This window comes from Marinobacter sp. JSM 1782161, from assembly GCF_011421605.1.
Taxonomy (GTDB): Bacteria; Pseudomonadota; Gammaproteobacteria; order Pseudomonadales; family Oleiphilaceae; genus Marinobacter_A; species Marinobacter_A bohaiensis.
In genome coordinates, this window is the sequence record NZ_WSSA01000002.1 from 2,066,758 (window position 1) to 2,086,022 (window position 19,265).

Here is a 19,265-nt window from a genome sequence, read left to right on the forward strand (position 1 = left end):
GGCTTTCATCACCGACCGGTGTCGGAAACAGCTCTGGATGTCCTGCGATAACCGAATTGTGCCGGCGGGACTGGCGATACTCGACAGGGCGGTCGTTCGTGACGGGCCCATGGCAAGGACCGACAGCGTCGGCATTGCGCCGGATCCCCGGGCCATAGCCCCGAATCCGGTGTTCGCTGCGGCGCAGCGTGAAAGGCGAGATAGACTGCCGGGAGAGCAGAGCTCTCCGGGCAGAACCGGCAGGGACCCGGTTCCATCTTTTCAGCATCGGCACCCTTGCGGACGCCTGAGCTGCAAGACAACGGAGGCCGGGACGCACTGCCGTTTCAGACAAAGACTCAGTCGTCTCTTAGCGACGCAGACCGAGACGCTGGATCAGGTCCAGGTAGCGATCGGCGTTCTTCTTTTTCAGGTAGTCCAGCAGCTTACGACGCTGGTTAACCATCCGAATCAGGCCACGGCGGGAATGGTGATCCTGCTTGTTGGCCTTGAAGTGATTCTGCAGCTTGTCGATGTTGGCGCTCAGCAGTGCAACCTGCACTTCCGGGGAACCGGTGTCGCCTTCACCTTGCTGAAAATCAGTGACGATCTGTGACTTCTCTGCGGCAGACAGTGCCATAACTCACCTCTTGGTTTGCGATGCCTTTCGTATTCGGCCGAACCGCGCATCTCTACAGCCCGGCTAACCTGACCGCCCGCTACACAGCGTTAACGGCGTTCAGGCCTGCTTCACCAGACGACGCGGGCTAACCCGACCATCCGGCAACTGCTCGCCCAATCCGAGAAAGCGCTCGTCTCCGTAGAGGCGAACCCATCCCGGCGGGTGACCCGACATTTTAACGGGTTGTCCGTTCAATATCGATACAATCTGCTCATCCTGAAGCATTATTTTCGGGAAGGCTTCCAGCGCGGCGTCCACCGGAACCAGCAGCGGGTCCAGCGACTGGCCTTCCTCGCGCATCCGTTCCAGCTCGGCGACGTCGTGCGCCTGATCAAGCCCGAAACCCGCGGCGCCGGTACGACGCAACCTCGTGACGTGCGCCCCGTAGCCCAGAGCCTCGCCAATGTCCTCCACCAGCGAGCGGATGTAGGTGCCCTTGCTGCAGGACACGGCAATGTCGAAGTGGCGGCCGTCGAACGACAGCAGCTCCAGGGAATGGATGGTCACCGGCCGCGCCGGTCGCTCAATCTCGATGCCTTCGCGAGCATACTCGTACAGCGGGCGCCCCTTGTGCTTGAGCGCCGAGTACATCGACGGGACCTGTTCGATCGCCCCCCGAAAACGCGGCAGCACCGCCTCCAGATCCACCTGCGACAGCCCTTCGGGCAGCGCCCGCTCGGCCATCACGGTGCCGTCGCTGTCGCCGCTGTCGGTGATCACGCCAAGTTGCCCGGTGGCGACGTAGGCTTTATCGCTGTCGAGCATCAGTTGGGAAAACTTGGTGGCTTCGCCGAAGCAAAGCGGCAGCACCCCGGTCGCCAACGGGTCCAGACTACCGGTGTGGCCGGCTTTGGCGGCGCCATACAACCGCTTGACCTGCTGCAGAACGCCGTTGGAGGTGACCCCCTGGGGCTTATCGATCACCAGGATGCCGTTCACCTCACGGCCTCGACGACGCCGGCTCAATCCCGGCTCTCCTCGTCGGAGTCGTCGGACGGTCCGACCGCCGGCTTCTTGCCCATAGCCTGGTCGATCAGGCTGTCGATGTGACGGCTCTGACCACCCAGCGTGTCGAAGTGGAAACGCAGCTGGGGAACCACCCGCAGCTTCATCGCCCGCCCGAGCTGGCTGCGCAGGAAGCCCGCCGCCTTACGCAGAACCTTGAGCGAATCCTGAACGCTTTCATCGTCTTCCGTGACCTCGTCGGCGGTCAGCAGCGAAATGTAAACGTCGGCATAGCCCAGGTCCCGGCTGACCTTGACGGCATTGATGGTGACCATGCCCAGACGCGGATCCTTGATCTCACGCTGGACCATTACGGCCAGTTCCTTCTGGATCTGGTCCGCAACCCGGTCAACCCGACTGAATTCTTTTGGCATGGTTACGCCCTGTCGTTTCGGCACCACCACAAACTGGAGGTGCCTTTTGCGAGCGGCTCAAGGCCCCTCTGAATGCACGGCGCCCCGGAGTCCGGGGCGCCAATCTGAGCTAGTGTCTAACCGGTCCGGCGATCAGCTTTCCAGCTGACGCTCGACCCTGACCCGGTCGAAGACCTCGATCTGGTCACCGACCTTGACGTCGTAGCCCTTAACACCGATACCACACTCGATGCCCTTCTTCACTTCCTGGACATCGTCCTTGAAGCGGCGCAGGGATTCGAGTTCGCCTTCGAAGATCACCACGTTGTCACGCAGGACCCGGATCGGCTTGTTACGGTAGACGGTGCCCTCGGTGACCATACAGCCAGCCACCTGACCGAACTTCGGCGAGCGGAACACATCGCGCACATCGGCGATGCCCACGATGTCCTCGCGGAACTCCGGTGCCAGCATGCCGGTCAGCGCTGCGCGCACATCATCGATCATGTTGTAGATGATGCTGTAGTAGCGCAGGTCGACGCCTTCCTGCTCCACCAGTCGCTTGGCGGAGGCATCGGCACGGACGTTGAAACCGAAGAGTACGGAGTCGGTGGCCAGTGCCAGGCTGACGTCGGTTTCGGCAATCCCGCCCACGCCGGAGGACACGATCTTGACCTGCACTTCTTCGTTGCCGATTTCCTGCAGAGCCTTGGTGATGGCTTCCAGGGAACCGCGCACGTCGGTCTTGAGGACAACGTTGAGGGTCTTGACCTCGTCTTTGCCCATGTTCTCGAACAGGTTCTCCAGCTTGGCCGCCTGCTGGCGCTGCAAACGCTGCTCACGCTCGCGCTTCTGGCGGAACTCGGCCAGTTCCTTCGCCTTGCGCTCGTCCGCTACCACGAAGAACTCGTCGCCGGCGTCCGGTGTTCCGTTCAGGCCCAGGATCTCGACCGGAATGGACGGACCCGCTTCCTTCACCTGGTCGCCGGTCTCGTTCATCATCGCCCGGACCTTACCGAAGTAGGCTCCGGCCACGATCATGTCGCCCTGACGGACGGTACCGTTCTGGACCAGGATAGTCGCCACAGAGCCGCGACCTTTTTCCAGGCTGGACTCAACGACAACACCCGCACCCGGTGCGGTCGGCACGGCCTCCAGCTCGAGGATCTCGGACTGCAGCAGAACCGCTTCGAGCAGATCATCAATGCCCTGACCGGAATGCGCGGACACGGGCACGAACTGTACGTCGCCGCCCCAGTCTTCCGGAATCACGTCCATACCGGCCAGCTCGGTCTTGATCCGGTCCGGGTCCGCCTGTTCCTTGTCCATCTTGTTGATGGCCACAACAATCGGAACACCCGCGGAACGGGCGTGATCCACGGCTTCCTTGGTCTGCGGCATCACGCCGTCATCGGCCGCCACAACCAGGATAACGATATCGGTGCTCTGGGCACCGCGCGCCCGCATGGCGGTAAATGCCGCGTGGCCCGGGGTGTCGAGGAAGGTGACCATGCCCTGGTCGGTTTCCACGTGGTAGGCACCAATGTGCTGGGTAATACCACCGGACTCGCCAGCCGCCACCTTGGTGCGGCGGATGTGATCCAGCAGAGAAGTCTTACCGTGGTCGACGTGGCCCATCACACTGATGACCGGGGCCCGTTTGACCTTCTCACCCTCAAAGGAAATTTCGCTCAGGACTTCTTCCTCGAACGCATCCTCGCTGGTGGTCTTGGGCTTGTGACCGAGCTCTTCAGTCACGAGCACAGCGGTTTCCTGATCCAGAGGCTGGTTGATGGTGGTCATGACCCCCATCCCCATCAGCGTCTTGATAACATCGGCCGCTTTTACGGCCATACGCTGGGCCAGGTCACCCACCGTAATGGTTTCCGGAATCTCTACTTCACGCACCATGGGTTTGGTCGGTTTCTCGAAACCATGCCTCTTCTGTTTGGGTTTCTTTTTCGCCCGCAGCGGTTTACGCGCGCCACCGTCGTCGTCCTCACTGAAGGACACCGGCTCGGCCGGACGGTTACGCGGTCCACGGTGGCCCGCCGATTTCTTCTTCGGCTTGCCATCGTCGCTGTCATCGGCGCGTTCGCGAGATTTATCCTTTTTCTTCTTCGCCTTGCGGTCTTTGCCACCATCAGCGTCGACCGGCGGTACCGGCACATCCTCGACAGGCACCGGCGCCTCGGCGTCCACCTCAGGCTCCGCTGCTTCCGGCTGTTCCGGCTCGGCCGGCGCCTGCTCCTCTGCAGCCGGGGCTTCAGCAGGACGTTCCTGCTCGGCTACCGGCGTTTCTACAGGGGCTTCCGGAGCCGCCTGGGGCGTTTCCTCGGCCACCGGCGCGTCTTCCTGCTCCGGCTGCTGCGTTTCAGTGCGCTTGATGTATGTGCGCTTCTTGCGAACCTCTACGTTGACCGTCTTGCCGCGTGTAGCGCCACTGCCACCGGTTTTCAGGGTGGTGGTGGTCTTGCGCTTGAGCGTGATCTTGCGCGGCTCGGCGTTGGCTTCGCCGTGGGTCTTGCGCAGGAAAGCCAGCAGTTGCTGCTTCTCATCACTGCTGACAGCGTCATTCTCAGAACGGGCTTTCAGGCCAGCCTCTACGATCTGGCGCAGCAAGCGGTCCACGGGAGCGCCTACATCATCGGCCAGCTGTTTTACGGTTACTTCAGCCATCTGGTCCTCCTCTCCCGATTATTCCTGGTCCTGGAACCAGGGCGCACGTGCGGTCATGATCAACTGGCCCGCACGCTCTTCGTCCATACCTTCGATGTCCAGCAGGTCATCCACGGACTGCTCTGCCAGATCGTCCATGGTCCGCACGCCCATACCGGCCAGCTTGAATGCCAGCGCACGGTCCATGCCGTCCATCGTCAGCAGATCTTCAGCCGGCTCGTTGCCCTCCAGGGCCTCTTCGCTGGCCAGAGCCTGATTGAGCAGGCGGTCCTTGGCGCGAGTACGGAGCTCGCTGACCATATCCTCATCGAATCCATCGATGGCGAGCATCTCGTCCATCGGTACATAAGCCACTTCTTCCAGGGTGGTAAAGCCTTCTTCGATCAGGACCCCGGCCAATTCCTCGTCGACATCGAGGTTCTCGGTGAAATGGTTCAGCAGGCGGTTGTATTCCTGCTCCTGGCGCTCGCCGGCCTCTTCCTCGGTCATGACATTGAGGGTCCAGCCGGTCAGCTCGCTCGCCAGGCGCACGTTCTGCCCGTTGCGACCGATGGCCTGGGCCAGGTTGTCCTCGGCGACCGCCACTTCCATGGTCTGGCGATCCTCGTCCATAACGATGGACGCCACTTCCGCCGGCGCCATGGCATTGATCACCAGCTGTGCCGGGTTGTCGTCCCACAGCACGATATCAACGCGCTCGCCGCCCAGTTCATTGGATACGGCCTGGACACGTGAACCCCGCATGCCCACACAGGCGCCAACCGGATCGATACGGCGGTCGTTGGTCTTGACCGCAATCTTGGCGCGGGAGCCGGGATCGCGGGCGGCGCCACGGATTTCGATCAGGTCCTCGGCAATCTCCGGCACCTCGATGCGGAACAGCTCGATCAGCATGGCCGGGTTGGTACGGCTCAGGATCAGTTGCGGCCCACGGTGGTCGGTCCGGATCTCGAGCAGCAGCGCGCGAACGCGATCGCCCATACGGAAGGTCTCCCGCGGAATCAACTGGTCACGCGGCAGCAGGGCTTCGGCGTTAGCACCGAGGTCCACAATCACGTTGTCACGGGTTACTTTCTTGACGGTACCGGAAATCAGCTCGCCGACCCGGTCGCGGTAGCTGTCGACGATCTTGGTACGCTCGGCTTCACGCACCTTCTGGAAAATAATCTGCTTGGCCGCCTGCGCGCCGATCCGGCCAAAGGCCACGGATTCGACCTTCTCTTCATGGACATCGCCCGGCTGGAGGCTGGTATCGATCTCCTCGGCCTCCTGCATGGTCAGCTCGGTACCCAGTGCGGGAACGGCCTCGTTGTCCACCACCAGCCAGCGCCGGAAAGTTTCATAGTCACCGGTGCGACGATCGATTTCGACGCGGATGTCCGCTTCCTCGTCTTCGTAGCGTTTCTTGGCTGCTGTCGCCAGGGCAAGTTCGATGGCCTCGAAAATGACCTCTTTTTCCACACCCTTCTCGTTGGAGACGGCTTCAACTACCAGCAAGATCTCTTTACTCATCAGATTGCCCTGCCCTTAACCCTTAGACTTGCAGTCAAACGAATTATTTAAAAACCGGAACGATGTTGGCTTTTTCGATACTGTCGATCGGAAGCAGATATTCGTGATCGTCCACGATCACGATGACGTCACTGCCCTCGACACCTTTGAGAAGGCCTTCAAACTTGCGGCGTCCCTCAAAGGCCATGCGCAGGCGGATTTTGACATTGTGCCCGGCCCAGGCTTCGTACTGTTCGAGCCGGAACAGAGGCCGGTCCATGCCCGGCGACGACACTTCCAGCGTGTATTCCGTCTGAATCGGGTCCTCAACGTCCATGACGCCGCTGACCTGGCGACTGACGGTTTCGCAGTCGTCCACGCTGACGCCGTTTTCCGCGTCATCTATAAAGATCCGGAGCATGGACTTGTGGCCCTGGGAGCGGAATTCAAGGCCCCAGAAATCGTAGCCAAGCCCTTCAATCACGGGACGCAGGATACTTTCGAGTTGCTTTACTTTGGCTGACAAGCTGTTGTCATCTCCACTCGTTTTCGTTCGGCACAAACAAAAAAAGGGCCTGTTATTCAGCCCTTTTTCGTGCAATCGGGCCTTGCGCCAGGCCCCTGAACCAAGAAGCCCCATCACGACACCGGGGCCTTCTGAAGTCATTACGTGCCAGAGGACGACTTCACCCGCGCCCTCTGCCGACAGACACCTGGCCTGCCTGAGCGGGCACGGCGCAGCCGATACCCACTGCAATAATCGCCGGAGTATAAGGACGCCGACAACACTGGTCAAGGACTGACCAAAAAAAACGGCTTGGAACTCCAAGCCGTTTTCTAAAATGGTGCCGAAGGCCGGACTCGAACCGGCACGGCTTGCGCCACTACCCCCTCAAGATAGCGTGTCTACCAGTTCCACCACTTCGGCAACAACCTTACTCAAGCTCGGGAAGCGAGGACTCGCTCCCGGCTTCAGGCTGATCTTCACCCGCGCCTTCAGAAGGCTGGGAGTCTTCCAGCGCCGGGGCCTCATCGGAGGCTGCTGCGTCGCTGTCGTCAGACTGCTCCGCGGCCGGCGCCTGCTGGACGGTCGGAATACCCGCTTCGCCGGCCACTTCGGCCCGCTGCTTGGCAAACACCGCCAACGTAAAACTCGTTACAAAAAACAGGATCGCGAGAAACGTGGTCACACGGGTCAGGAAGCTACCACTGCCCTGACTGCCGAACACGGTCTGCGATGCGCCGCCACCAAACGCTGCACCCGCGTCGGCGCCCTTGCCCTGCTGAATCAGAACAAGACCCACCAGCGCCACAGCAATTACGACGTGCGCAACGACAACCAGCGTTTCCATCCAATCCATATCAAACTCTCTTAAACCGCCTTACAGATGGCCAGAAAATCCTGCGCTTTCAGGGAAGCGCCGCCAATCAATCCGCCATCAATGTCTGGCTGGGCAAACAATTCCGCTGCATTTGCCGGCTTGACGCTGCCCCCATATAACAGGCTCAGCTCATCGGCCGGCGCCCCCAGTTCCGCGAGCACTTTGCGCATCGCCTGGTGCACGCCCTGGGCATCTTCCGCTGTCGCTGTCTTACCGGTACCAATGGCCCAGACGGGCTCGTATGCGACAACGATCTGATTCCACTGCTCGCCGCTGACGGACTTGAGCGCTTCTTTCAACTGCGCGCTCACCACATCAACTGCAAGCCCGGCTTCCCGCTGCTCCAGGGTCTCACCGACACACAGGATCAGGGCAATACCGCTCTCAACCCCCTGGACGATCTTGTCCGCAATAACCGCATCGGTTTCAGCGAACAACTCGCGACGTTCGGAATGACCCACAATAGCGTATTGACACCCGACATCCGCCGCCATGCGCCCGGACAGCTCACCGGTGTAGGCCCCTTCAGACCAGGGCGCAATATTCTGCACCCCAACCGGCGCGCTTCCCTGAAGAAGCGACTGCACGTCAGTGACGTACAGAGCGGGAGGAATAATAACAACCTCAACGCCATTATCAAGCGCGGACAAACCCTGCCGCACCTCGCCGACCAATTCTTTGGCCAACGTCCGCGAACCGTTCATTTTCCAGTTGGCGGCTACGATCTTACGTCGCATGAACATCCCTCATTCCAAGGGAGGGCGCACTATACAGGAGTCCTATAACGGACACAACCGAGTGACACCCTCATTTGCATTTTCAGGCGGCGGGCGCCTGCCTCACCACATCGGCGAGCTTCTCGGCCCACTGCCGCATTTGAGCCTCATCCTGCCCTTCGGTCATCACCCGAATCAGCGGCTCGGTCCCCGAGGCCCGCAGCAGCACGCGGCCGGTTCCCCCCATGGCCGCCTCAGCCTCGGCGACAGCATCCACGATCGCCGGCCGGGACAAGGGGTCGAAACGCTCGTCGACGCGGACGTTGATCAATACCTGCGGCAGCCGGGTCATTTCACGACGCAACTCGGCTACAGACCGGCCAGACCGCCAGGCCGCGAGCAACACCTGCAGCGCAGACACGATGCCGTCGCCGGTGGACGTGCAATCGCGCACCACCAGATGCCCGGAACCTTCGCCCCCGAGCTGCCAGTCGTTCGCCACCAGACGCTCCATGACGTAACGGTCACCCACCTTGGCCCGCTCGAACGGAATACCACGATCCTTCAGCGCGAGTTCGACGCCAAGGTTGGTCATCAGGGTACCGACGACACCACCGCGCAGCCGGCCTTCAGCCTGCCGCTGGGAAGCGATGATAAAGAGCAGCTCATCGCCGTCGATCACGCTGCCGTCATGATCCACCATCATGACCCTGTCACCGTCACCGTCAAAGGCAATGCCAATATCAGCCTGTTCGGCCTGAACCTTCTCCCGCAGCGCGTCCAGGTGTGTGGAACCTACGTTCAGGTTGATGTTGAGCCCATCAGGCTGGTTTGCCATAACGCTGATGGACGCCCCCAACTCCCGGAAGACTTTGGGAGCCACGTGGTAGGTCGCGCCGTGGGCACAATCCAGCACCACACGCAGCCCTTCCAGGGTAAACGCATTGGGCACCGTGCTTTTGCAGAATTCGACATAGCGCCCCGGGGCATCGTCAATCCGGGACGCCTTACCCAGCTCTTCCGGCTCACACACCTCGATCGCCCGGTCGAGCCAGGTTTCGATAGCCTCTTCGACGTCATCACTCAACTTAACGCCTTCGGCGGAGAAGAACTTGATGCCGTTGTCTTCGTGGGGATTGTGCGACGCGCTGATGACGATACCGGCGGACGCCCGGAACGTTCGTGTCAGGTAGGCGATGGCCGGCGTTGGCATGGGGCCCAGCAGCGACACGTCGACGCCCGCGGCCGACAACCCCGCCTCCAGGGCGGACTCGAACATATAGCCCGACAAACGGGTGTCCTTGCCGATCAGCACGCGATTGCGCTGCCCCTGCTTCTTGAAGACCTGCCCGGCAGCCCAACCCAGTTTAAGCATGAAGTCCGGGGTAATGGGGCCATCGCCCACACGCCCGCGGATCCCGTCCGTTCCAAAATATTTGCGTTCCGTCATTGAGCGACGTTCCTCAGTGCGGTGACCACTTTAACGGCGTCCACGGTTTCGCTGACATCATGTACACGTATAATCGCGGAGCCCGACATGGCGGATATTGTCGCGACTGCGAGACTGGCAGGCAACCGCTCACTCACTTCCCGTCCGGTAATATCGCCCAACATGGTCTTTCTGGACATGCCCACCAACAGCGGATAGCCCAGCGCGTTCATCTGTCCCAGCCCGGCCAGCAGCTGCAGGTTGTGCTCCAGGGTCTTGCCGAAACCAAACCCCGGGTCGAGGATAATATTCTCTCCCCGAACCCCCGCCGCCTTGGCCTCGGCCACCCGATCCATCAGGAAGGCACTCACGTCCGCCACCACGTTATCGTAATGGGGCTGCGCCTGCATCGAGCGCGGCTGACCCTTCATGTGCATCAAACACACGGGCAATCCGGTTTCAGCCGCTGCCTCCAGGGCGCCATCCAGCTGTAAGGCCCGCACATCGTTGATCAATCCGGCCCCGCGGGCGGCGGACTCGCGGATCACCTCCGGCTGACTCGTGTCGACGGAGATCGCCACATCCAGACGCTCACGGATCGCCTCGACCAGGGGGCACACACGGTCCAGCTCTTCCTGCACGGACACGTCCGCCGCGCCGGGGCGGGTGGACTCGCCGCCGATATCGATAAACGTGGCACCGTCACGAACGAAGCTCTCGGCCCGAACCAGCGCCGCATCAAGGCGATTGTAATTGCCACCATCGGAAAAGGAGTCCGGCGTCATATTGACGATCCCCATCACATGCGACTGGGAAAGGTCGAGCTCATGACCGGCGAAATTCATCTTCACAGGGATACTCCTCTTCTGGTGGGACCCATGCCCGTGAGCGGGCACGTAAAACAAAAACGCCGTCCCGCGGGACGGCGTTTGCAACTGCTTTGGCGACCGGAGTCAGCCGGGGCGGCAAGCGTCTCAGTGCTCGCCGGCCGGACCTCCGATGCCTTCGCCGGGGCGACGCCCGTTGCCCGAATCGGAAGACGGGCTCGAAGCCGGAGCCACATCGTCGTCCGAGGCATTGCCACCGGCGCCCGGGCCATTCCAGCCCTGCGGCGGCCGCGGCGTCTTGCCGGCCATGATGTCATCGATCTGGAAGCGATCGATGGTTTCGTAGCGCATCAGCGCATCAGCCATCATTTCCAGCTTGTCGCGGTTTTCGATCAGGATATTACGCGCCGTTTCGTAGCAGTCATCAATGATCGAACGTACTTCCTCATCGATACGCTGCGCCGTCTCCGGCGAGTAAACCGTCTGACTCTGGCCGGCCGAGCGGCCCAGGAACGGCTCTTCGCTGTCAGTATCGTACTGCAGCGGTCCCAGCTTCTCGGACAGCCCCCAGCGGGTCACCATGTTGCGCGCCAGACTCGTGGCCCGCTCAATGTCGTTGGAGGCGCCGGTGGTGACGCCGTCAAAGCCCAGCGTCAGCTCCTCGGCGATACGGCCACCGAACAGGCTACAGATCGAGCTGATCAGGTAGCGCTTGGAGTGACTGTACTTGTCCTCTTCAGGCAGGAACATGGTCACACCCAGCGCGCGGCCACGCGGAATAATGGTCACCTTGTAGACCGGGTCGTGCTCAGGCATCAGACGCCCGACAATCGCATGACCGGACTCGTGAAAGGCCGTATTCAGCTTCTCTTTCTCGTTCATCACCATGGACTTGCGCTCGGCGCCCATCATGATCTTGTCCTTGGCCAGCTCCAGCTCCTCCATGGAAACCAGGCGCTGGTTACGACGCGCCGCAAACAGGGCGGCCTCGTTCACCAGATTGGCCAGATCGGCGCCAGAGAAGCCCGGCGTACCGCGAGCAATGACCTTCGGATCGATATCGTCGGCCAGCGGCACCTTCTTGAGGTGCACTTTAAGCACCTGCTCCCGGCCAATGATGTCGGGCAGGCTGACCACCACCTGGCGGTCGAAACGGCCCGGGCGCAACAGCGCCGGGTCGAGAACGTCCGGACGGTTGGTGGCGGCGATGACGATAACGCCCTCGTTGCCCTCAAAACCATCCATCTCAACCAGCAACTGGTTCAGGGTCTGCTCGCGCTCATCGTGACCGCCACCCAGGCCGGCGCCACGATGGCGACCGACGGCATCGATCTCATCGATAAAGATGATGCACGGGCTCTGCTTTTTGGCCTGCTCGAACATGTCGCGGACACGGGACGCGCCGACACCAACGAACATTTCCACGAAGTCGGAACCGGAGATGGAGAAGAACGGCACCTTGGCCTCACCGGCAATGGCCTTGGCCAGCAGGGTCTTACCGGTACCCGGCGGGCCCACCATCAACACGCCTTTGGGAATGCTGCCACCCAGGCGCTGGAACTTGCTGGGATCACGCAGGAAGTCGACCAGTTCTTTGACGTCTTCCTTGGCTTCGTCGCAACCGGCCACGTCACCGAAGGTGGTCTTGATCTGGTCCTCGCTCATCAGGCGGGCCTTACTCTTGCCGAAGGACATGGGGCCCTTGCCGCCTCCGCCACCCTGCATCTGTCGCATGAAGAACACGAACAGGGCGATGATGATGAGGATCGGGAAAGACGCTACCAGCAACTGGGTCCAGATGCTCTGGCGGTCAGGCTCCTTACCCACGATCTCGACGTTGTTGGCCAACAGATCGTCCATCAGCTTGTTGTCAGGCACCTGCGGACGGATTGTCTGGAACCGGGAGTTATCCTCGCGCACCCCCTGGATCTCCAAGCCATCCACCGTGACCTGCTTGACTTGTCCCTGCTGCACCATTTGCACGAACTGGGAATAATTTACCTGCTGACCACTCGTCGTCGGCGAAAAGTTTTGGAAAACCATCAGCAAGACGGCCGCTATGATCAGCCAGAGAACCAGATTTTTAGCCATATCGTTCAAGGATCGTCACCTGTGAATGTTTGGACCGCCCCGCAGCGCGATCCCTGGGGAAGAAGCCAGACTCATGGCCAAGCACTCCCTTTTACCTCAACCTTACATCAATTGTACGCCCCTTCACTAGGAATGGAGCTGCGTCGAGGCGGTCCGGACGGCAAAACCGCTCAGCCGTCCTCATCCGCCGCGAAAACCGCGACAGACCTGATAGACCTCCCGGGAACGTGAGCGTGACGCTCCCGGCTTACGACTCACAACAGAGCCGAAATTATCCTTCATATCCTTGAGAAGGGCGTCGAAACCCTCCCCCTGAAAAACCTTGGCGACAAACACGCCATCCGGCCGCAGCACCTGCTTGGCCATGTCCAGGGCCAGTTCCACCAAATCCATGGCTTTGGGAATATCCACGGCCGGCATACCACTCATATTGGGGGCCATATCGGAAATTACAACGTCGGCGCGCGCATCCCCGAGGCGATCGAGCAACTCGTCCAGCACCGACTGCTCGGTGAAATCGCCCTGGACAAACTCAACACCGGCGACCGGATTCATCTCCAGTATATCGCTGGCCAGCACACGGCCATTGTGGCCGACCCGCTCCATGGCCACTTGGGACCACCCGCCCGGCGCCGCCCCCAGGTCGACAACCATCTGACCCGGCTTGAAAAAGCGGTCCTTGTCGTCAAGTTCGATCAGCTTGTAGCTGGCCCGGGAGCGATAACCGTCCACCTGGGAACGCTTGACGTACTCGTCATCAAAATGCTCTTTCAACCAGCGCTTGCTGGACTTGGAACGCGCCAAACCTGACCTCCGAAAGCCGACACCGGAACCTTTACGAGCGCTAACATGCCCGAGACGGCCCTGATTCATAATACGTAGTGACGGCGATTCACCGCCCTTGGACGGACTGGTACACTTTCAGGATTATACGGGATCGGCCCAGCCCATGCCGCCCGAGAATTTTAAATCGCATTCATAAAGAGACTGAATTATGAGCCTGTCGCCCGAACAGCGCCGGGAGTACCGCGCCATTGCCCACCATCTCAAGCCTGTTGTCATGATTGGCGACAAGGGATTGAGCGAAGGCTTGCAGCAGGAACTGGAGCGCGCCCTGGACGACCATGAACTGATCAAGGTCAAAATCGCCAGCCCGGACCGTGACGAGCGCCGCGAAGCCATCGAAGCGCTGTGCCAGGAGTCGGGCGCCGAACTGGTGCAGATGATCGGCAAGATTGCCGTCATTCTCCGCCGCGCGGCCAAGCCGAACCCCAAGCTGTCCAACCTCCAGCGCCACAAAAACTAAGGCGCCCCGGCGCGCCTCTACAAGCGCCAGGCGGAATCAAAAAAGCCGGCATGTCGCCGGCTTTTTTGGGTGTGGCGGGTACGGATCAGAGGTGCTCGACACCTTCGATTTCGTACTCGACCGTGCCGGAAGGCACGCGTACCGCAACCACGTCCCCCTCGTTCTTCCCGATCAGGGCACGCGCAATCGGCGAGGTCACTGACAGCTTGCCGGCCTTGATATCCGCCTCATCCTCGCCACAGATCTGGTAGCGAACCTCTTCCTCGGTCTCCACATTGACCAGCTGCACAGTGACACCAAAGATCACCTTGCCGGTGTTATCCAGCTTGGTTACATCGATGATCTGGGCGGCAGACAGCTTGGATTCGATTTCCTGGATCCGGCCCTCAATGAAGCTCTGCTGCTCACGCGCGGCGTGATATTCGGCGTTCTCTTTCAGGTCGCCGTGCTCACGCGCTTCGGCAATGGCCTCGATCACACGGGGACGATCTTCGGACTTGAGCTTCTGCAGCTCCTCCCGGAGACGCTCCTCGCCATTGACGGTCATCGGCACTCGGTTGTTCATAATCTTCAAATTCCTGCGTGTAAGTCCTGGAGCCGACGCACAGTCCGCTCCGGTCCGAATTTAATGGCGCGACAGAAGGCTTCGCCACCCGCCAGGGTCGTGGTGTAGGTCACCTTGTGCTGCAACGCAGACTGGCGGATCTGGGCGGAATCGGAAATCGCCTTGCGCCCTTCGGTTGTGTTGATGATCAACTGGATCTGATCGTTCTTGATGGCGTCGACAATGTGCGGACGGCCTTCGCGCACCTTGTTGACCCGCTCAACGTCGATGCCAGCTTCAGCCAGCGCTTTGGCGGTTCCGGTCGTGGCCACGAGACGGAAACCGGCGTCGATCAGGTCCCGGGCCACCGCCGCGGCTCCGGCCTTGTCGACATCGCGCACGGAGATAAACGCGGTACCCTTGGCGGGCAACTGGGTGCCGGACGCCAGGGACGCCTTGGCGAAGGCCTCATCGAAGCTGTCACCCAGACCCATCACCTCACCGGTGGACTTCATTTCCGGCCCCAGGATCGGGTCGACCGACGGGAACTTGTTGAACGGGAAGACCGACTCCTTCACGGCATAATACGTGGGCACCACCTCTTCCGTGAAGCCCTGCTCCTGCAGGCTGACACCGGCCATGCAACGGGCCGCCACCTTGGCCAGCGACACACCGATCGCCTTGGACACAAACGGCACGGTGCGCGAGGCCCGCGGGTTCACTTCGATCACGTAGATGGTGTCGTCCTGCCAGGCCAACTGGACGTTCATCAGCCCCACCACTTCCAGTTCGATGGCCATGCGCTTGACGGTTTCGCGCATCTCGTCCTGGACGTCCTTGGGCAGCGTGTAGGGCGGCAGCGAACAGGCGGAATCGCCGGAGTGCACGCCGGCCTGCTCGATGTGCTGCATGATGCCGCCGATCACCACGTCCTTGCCGTCGGATACCGCGTCGATATCCACCTCGATGGCCGCGTTGAGGAAATGATCCAGCAATACCGGGCTGTCGTTGGAGACCAGAACGGCGTTGCGCATGTAGCGCACCAGCTCTTCCTCGTCGTAGACGATTTCCATGGCCCGACCGCCCAGGACATAGGACGGGCGCACCACCAGCGGATAACCGATTTCACGTGCTGCCATGACGCCTTCCTCATGACTGCGCACGGTGGCGTTCCTGGGCTGCCGCAGGTTCAGGCGGCCAATCATCTGCTGGAAGCGCTCACGGTCCTCGGCACGGTCGATAGCATCCGGGGTGGTGCCGATAATCGGCACGCCGGCCGCTTCCAGGCCACGCGCCAGTTTCAGCGGCGTCTGACCGCCGAACTGGACGATCACACCCGCCGGCTTCTCGATGTTCACGATCTCGAGTACATCTTCCAGGGTGATCGGCTCAAAGTAGAGGCGATCGGAAGTGTCGTAGTCGGTGGACACGGTTTCCGGGTTGCAGTTGATCATGATGGTCTCATAGCCGTCATCGCGCATGGCGAAGGCGGCATGGACGCAGCAGTAATCAAACTCGATGCCCTGACCGATGCGGTTCGGGCCGCCACCGATCACGACGATCTTCTTGCGGTCGGACGCTTCGGCCTCGCACTCCTCCTCGTAGGTTGAGTACATGTAGGCGGTATCGGACGCGAACTCCGCCGCACAGGTATCGACCCGCTTGTAGACCGGGCGGATGTCCAGATCGTGCCGGTGCTTGCGCAGGCTCGCCTCGGAAATGCCCAGCAGCTTGGCCAGACGCGCGTCGGAGAAGCCTTTACGCTTGAGACGGAACAGGGTGGCGTGGTCGATATCGGTCTTGCCGGCGGTCTTGAGCGCGGCCTCTTCCTTGACCAGGTCTTCAATCTGGACCAGGTACCAGGGATCCACATGCGTATGGCGATAGACCTCTTCCACGGTCATGCCGGCACGGAACGCATCGCCGATGTACCAGATACGCTGGGCACCGGGCACGTTCATTTCCTGGATCAGGGTCTCACGACCATCTTCGGTCTCGACATCGACCATTTCCTCGAAGCCTTCGGAACCCACTTCCAGACCGCGCAGCGCTTTCTGCATGGACTCCTGGAAGGTCCGACCGATGGCCATGACCTCACCCACGGACTTCATCTGGGTGGTCAGGCGGGCGTCGGCCTGGGGGAACTTCTCGAAGGTGAAGCGCGGAATCTTGGTAACGACGTAGTCGATGCTCGGCTCGAACGACGCCGGCGTCACACCGCCGGTGATGTCGTTCTGCAGCTCGTCCAGGCTGTAGCCAACCGCCAGCTTGGCGGCGATCTTGGCGATCGGGAAGCCGGTCGCCTTGGACGCCAGCGCGGAGGAACGGGACACCCGCGGGTTCATCTCGATCACCACCATGCGGCCGGTGTCCGGGTGAATACCGAACTGGACGTTGGAGCCGCCGGTTTCCACGCCGATCTCACGCAGGACCGCCAGGGAGGCGTTCCGCATGATCTGGTATTCCTTGTCGGTCAGCGTCTGGGCCGGCGCGACAGTGATGGAATCGCCAGTGTGCACGCCCATGGCGTCGAAGTTTTCGATGGCACACACGATAATGCAGTTGTCGTTCTTGTCCCGAACGACCTCCATCTCGTATTCCTTCCAGCCGATCAGCGATTCGTCGATCAGCAGCTCGTTGGTGGGAGACAGGTCAAGACCGCGTTCGCAGATCTCCTCGAATTCCTCGCGGTTGTAGGCAATACCGCCGCCGGAGCCGCCCATGGTGAAAGACGGACGGATGATGCAGGGGAAGCCAATGTTGTCCAGCACCTGGAAGGCTTCTTCCATGGAGTGGGCCATGGACGCTCGCGGGCACTCCAGGCCGATGGACTTCATGGCCTTGTCGAAACGGTCGCGGTCCTCGGCCTTGTCGATGGTGTCGGCGTTGGCACCGATCATTTCCACGCCAAGCTCTTCCAGCACGCCGTGCTTTTCCAGGTCCAGAGCGCAGTTGAGCGCGGTCTGGCCGCCCATGGTCGGCAGCAGGGCGTCGGGGCGCTCTTTCTCGATGATCTTGGCGACCGTCTTCCAGGTAATCGGCTCGATGTAGGTGGCGTCGGCCATGGCCGGGTCGGTCATGATCGTGGCCGGGTTGGAGTTCACCAGGATGACCCGGTAACCCTCTTCTCGCAGCGCCTTGCAGGCTTGCGCCCCGGAATAGTCGAATTCGCACGCCTGCCCGATAACAATGGGTCCGGCGCCCAGGATCAGAATGCTCTTGATGTCAGTACGTTTTGGCATTTCTCAGTAAACCCGTCAGCAGCTTGATTCAGTCTTCAGCGAGGGCCGCGCCCGCCGGCGCGGCATGGCAGGTGCTTCAGGAGCCCTGCGTGGCTGCCCTCTGATCCATCAGGCGGATAAAGGCATCGAACAGCGGCGCCACATCATGCGGCCCCGGGCTGGCTTCCGGGTGCCCCTGGAAGCTGAAGGCCGGACGATCGGTTCGGCGAATGCCCTGCAAGGTGCCGTCGAACAGGGATTTGTGGGTCATCACCAGGTTGTCCGGCAAGGTGGACTCGTCCACCGCAAAACCGTGGTTCTGGCTGGTGATCATCACCGTACCATCCTCCAGGTTCTGCACCGGATGGTTGGCGCCGTGATGGCCGTGGCCCATTTTCAGGGTCTTGGCACCGCTGGCCAAAGCCAGCAACTGATGACCGAGACAGATGCCGAACACCGGCAGCTCGGTTTCGAGAATCTCGCGGATCGCCTCGATGGCGTAGTCGCAGGGCTCCGGGTCGCCCGGGCCATTGGACAGGAACACGCCGTCCGGCTTCATCGCCAGCACCTCGGCGGCCGGCGTCTGCGGCGGCACAACCGTGATGTCACAACCCCGGCTGGCCAGCATGCGCAGGATGTTGTACTTGATGCCGTAATCGTAGGCGACAACCTTGAATCGCGATGCGCCCTGCTCACCGTAGCCATCCGCCAGGGTCCAGTCCGTCTGACTCCACTTGTAGGTGGTGGTGCTGCCCACTTCCTTGGCCAGATCCATGCCCTTGAGCCCCGGAAACGCCCTGGCCAGCTCCAGCGCTCGCTCTTCGGTGGCGTTCTCGCCGGCGACGATGGCGCCGTTCTGGGAACCCTTGTCACGCAGGATGCGGGTCAGTCGGCGGGTATCGATGCCGGCGATTCCGATGCGGTTGCTGTCCTTCAGGTACTGGTCCAGGGTCTTGGTCTGGCGCCAGTTGGAAGCGAGGAGCGGAAGATCCCGGATAATCAGGCCGGCGGCCTGGATGTCGGCGGATTCGACGTCTTCTTCGTTGACACCGGTATTGCCGATGTGGGGATAGGTCAGGGTGACAATCTGGCGGGCATAGGACGGATCGGTAAGAATCTCCTGGTACCCGGTCATGGCCGTATTGAAGACGACCTCGCCACTGGTTTCACCATCGGCGCCGATGGCGATTCCTTTGAACAGGCTTCCGTCTGCGAGGGCAAGGATTGCTGGTGTACTCAAGGCTTGTATCCTCATCGAGTGGCGTATCGTAAGTTCCGGATCAGGTCTGACCCTCTCGCGGGCAAGAGCGACGACCCCAACGTCACGAACAGGAACGCAAGCGCAAATTCAGGTCGCAAAAAAGCGAGAGGGAGATAGCACTCCGTCCCGCTTCTTTGTCTGCCAGTGAAGATGGCGTGCGCTTCCCTGGCTCTTTAAAAATTACGCTTGGTGCAGCTAAACCGCCTTATTATAAAATCCGGGCACCTCAATGTCCATTGAAAAGCACCACCGGACGCCCCGACACCAGGTCGACAGGCATCCGTGATAACCGGCACCCG

General features: G+C 61.1%; 16 protein-coding genes and 1 tRNA gene. 1 reads left to right on the forward strand and 16 read right to left on the reverse strand.

Annotation, left to right across the window (positions count from 1 at the left end; all coding sequences use genetic code 11):
- Positions 1-349 precede the first annotated feature (349 nt).
- The 13 genes from rpsO to rlmE all read right to left on the reverse strand — a co-directional run bounded on the left by rpsO (position 350) and on the right by rlmE (position 13,438).
- The gene (gene rpsO, locus GQB00_RS09190; RefSeq protein WP_111494389.1) at positions 350-619 is read right to left on the reverse strand and encodes a 30S ribosomal protein S15; all 270 of its coding nucleotides are present in this window, start codon (positions 617-619) and stop codon (positions 350-352) included.
- Between the two features lie 99 nt (positions 620-718).
- Positions 719-1,627 (reverse strand): tRNA pseudouridine(55) synthase TruB, encoded by a 909-nt coding sequence (gene truB, locus GQB00_RS09195; protein ID WP_165855995.1) that lies wholly within the window; start codon positions 1,625-1,627, stop codon positions 719-721.
- Complete coding sequence (gene rbfA, locus GQB00_RS09200; protein WP_165855996.1) at positions 1,624-2,040, reverse strand: 30S ribosome-binding factor RbfA; 417 nt, start codon at positions 2,038-2,040, stop codon at positions 1,624-1,626. The genes truB and rbfA overlap by 4 nt, the downstream gene beginning before the upstream one ends.
- A 132-nt stretch (positions 2,041-2,172) precedes the next feature.
- Positions 2,173-4,698, reverse strand: coding sequence for a translation initiation factor IF-2 (gene infB, locus GQB00_RS09205; protein WP_165855997.1), 2,526 nt, complete (start codon positions 4,696-4,698; stop codon positions 2,173-2,175).
- A gap of 18 nt (positions 4,699-4,716) precedes the next feature.
- Complete coding sequence (nusA, locus tag GQB00_RS09210) at positions 4,717-6,210, reverse strand: transcription termination factor NusA (protein WP_111494381.1); 1,494 nt, start codon at positions 6,208-6,210, stop codon at positions 4,717-4,719.
- Between the two features lie 43 nt (positions 6,211-6,253).
- Positions 6,254-6,715 (reverse strand): ribosome maturation factor RimP, encoded by a 462-nt coding sequence (gene rimP, locus GQB00_RS09215; RefSeq protein WP_111494379.1) that lies wholly within the window; start codon positions 6,713-6,715, stop codon positions 6,254-6,256.
- A 317-nt stretch (positions 6,716-7,032) separates the two neighbouring features.
- A tRNA-Leu gene (locus GQB00_RS09220) sits at positions 7,033-7,117 on the reverse strand.
- A gap of 7 nt (positions 7,118-7,124) precedes the next feature.
- Positions 7,125-7,550: a preprotein translocase subunit SecG gene (gene secG / locus GQB00_RS09225; protein WP_165855998.1), complete on the reverse strand. Its 426-nt coding sequence runs from the start codon at positions 7,548-7,550 to the stop codon at positions 7,125-7,127.
- 11 nt (positions 7,551-7,561) lie between these two features.
- Positions 7,562-8,308, reverse strand: a complete 747-nt coding sequence (gene tpiA / locus GQB00_RS09230; RefSeq protein ID WP_111496749.1) for a triose-phosphate isomerase — start codon at positions 8,306-8,308, stop codon at positions 7,562-7,564.
- A gap of 82 nt (positions 8,309-8,390) precedes the next feature.
- Positions 8,391-9,737 (reverse strand): phosphoglucosamine mutase, encoded by a 1,347-nt coding sequence (gene glmM, locus GQB00_RS09235; RefSeq protein ID WP_165855999.1) that lies wholly within the window; start codon positions 9,735-9,737, stop codon positions 8,391-8,393.
- Positions 9,734-10,561 (reverse strand): dihydropteroate synthase, encoded by an 828-nt coding sequence (folP, locus tag GQB00_RS09240; RefSeq protein WP_165856580.1) that lies wholly within the window; start codon positions 10,559-10,561, stop codon positions 9,734-9,736. Before folP ends, glmM begins: the two co-directional genes overlap by 4 nt.
- Before the next feature lie 129 nt (positions 10,562-10,690).
- Complete coding sequence (ftsH, locus tag GQB00_RS09245) at positions 10,691-12,643, reverse strand: ATP-dependent zinc metalloprotease FtsH (RefSeq protein ID WP_228276689.1); 1,953 nt, start codon at positions 12,641-12,643, stop codon at positions 10,691-10,693.
- 171 nt (positions 12,644-12,814) lie between these two features.
- The gene (gene rlmE, locus GQB00_RS09250) at positions 12,815-13,438 is read right to left on the reverse strand and encodes a 23S rRNA (uridine(2552)-2'-O)-methyltransferase RlmE (protein ID WP_111494369.1); all 624 of its coding nucleotides are present in this window, start codon (positions 13,436-13,438) and stop codon (positions 12,815-12,817) included.
- Between the two features lie 190 nt (positions 13,439-13,628).
- On the opposite strand from rlmE, the gene yhbY reads away from it, so the two are divergent.
- Positions 13,629-13,940, forward strand: coding sequence for a ribosome assembly RNA-binding protein YhbY (yhbY, locus tag GQB00_RS09255; protein WP_111494367.1), 312 nt, complete (start codon positions 13,629-13,631; stop codon positions 13,938-13,940).
- 85 nt (positions 13,941-14,025) lie between these two features.
- On the opposite strand, the gene greA is transcribed toward yhbY, so the two are convergent.
- The 3 genes from greA to carA form a co-directional block, all read right to left on the reverse strand.
- Positions 14,026-14,505: a transcription elongation factor GreA gene (gene greA, locus GQB00_RS09260; RefSeq protein WP_111494365.1), complete on the reverse strand. Its 480-nt coding sequence runs from the start codon at positions 14,503-14,505 to the stop codon at positions 14,026-14,028.
- Between the two features lie 5 nt (positions 14,506-14,510).
- Positions 14,511-17,726, reverse strand: a complete 3,216-nt coding sequence (carB, locus tag GQB00_RS09265; protein WP_165856001.1) for a carbamoyl-phosphate synthase large subunit — start codon at positions 17,724-17,726, stop codon at positions 14,511-14,513.
- A gap of 76 nt (positions 17,727-17,802) precedes the next feature.
- On the reverse strand, positions 17,803-18,945 hold the full coding sequence (carA, locus tag GQB00_RS09270) for a glutamine-hydrolyzing carbamoyl-phosphate synthase small subunit (RefSeq protein WP_165856002.1): 1,143 nt from the start codon (positions 18,943-18,945) through the stop codon (positions 17,803-17,805).
- Positions 18,946-19,265 lie beyond the last annotated feature (320 nt).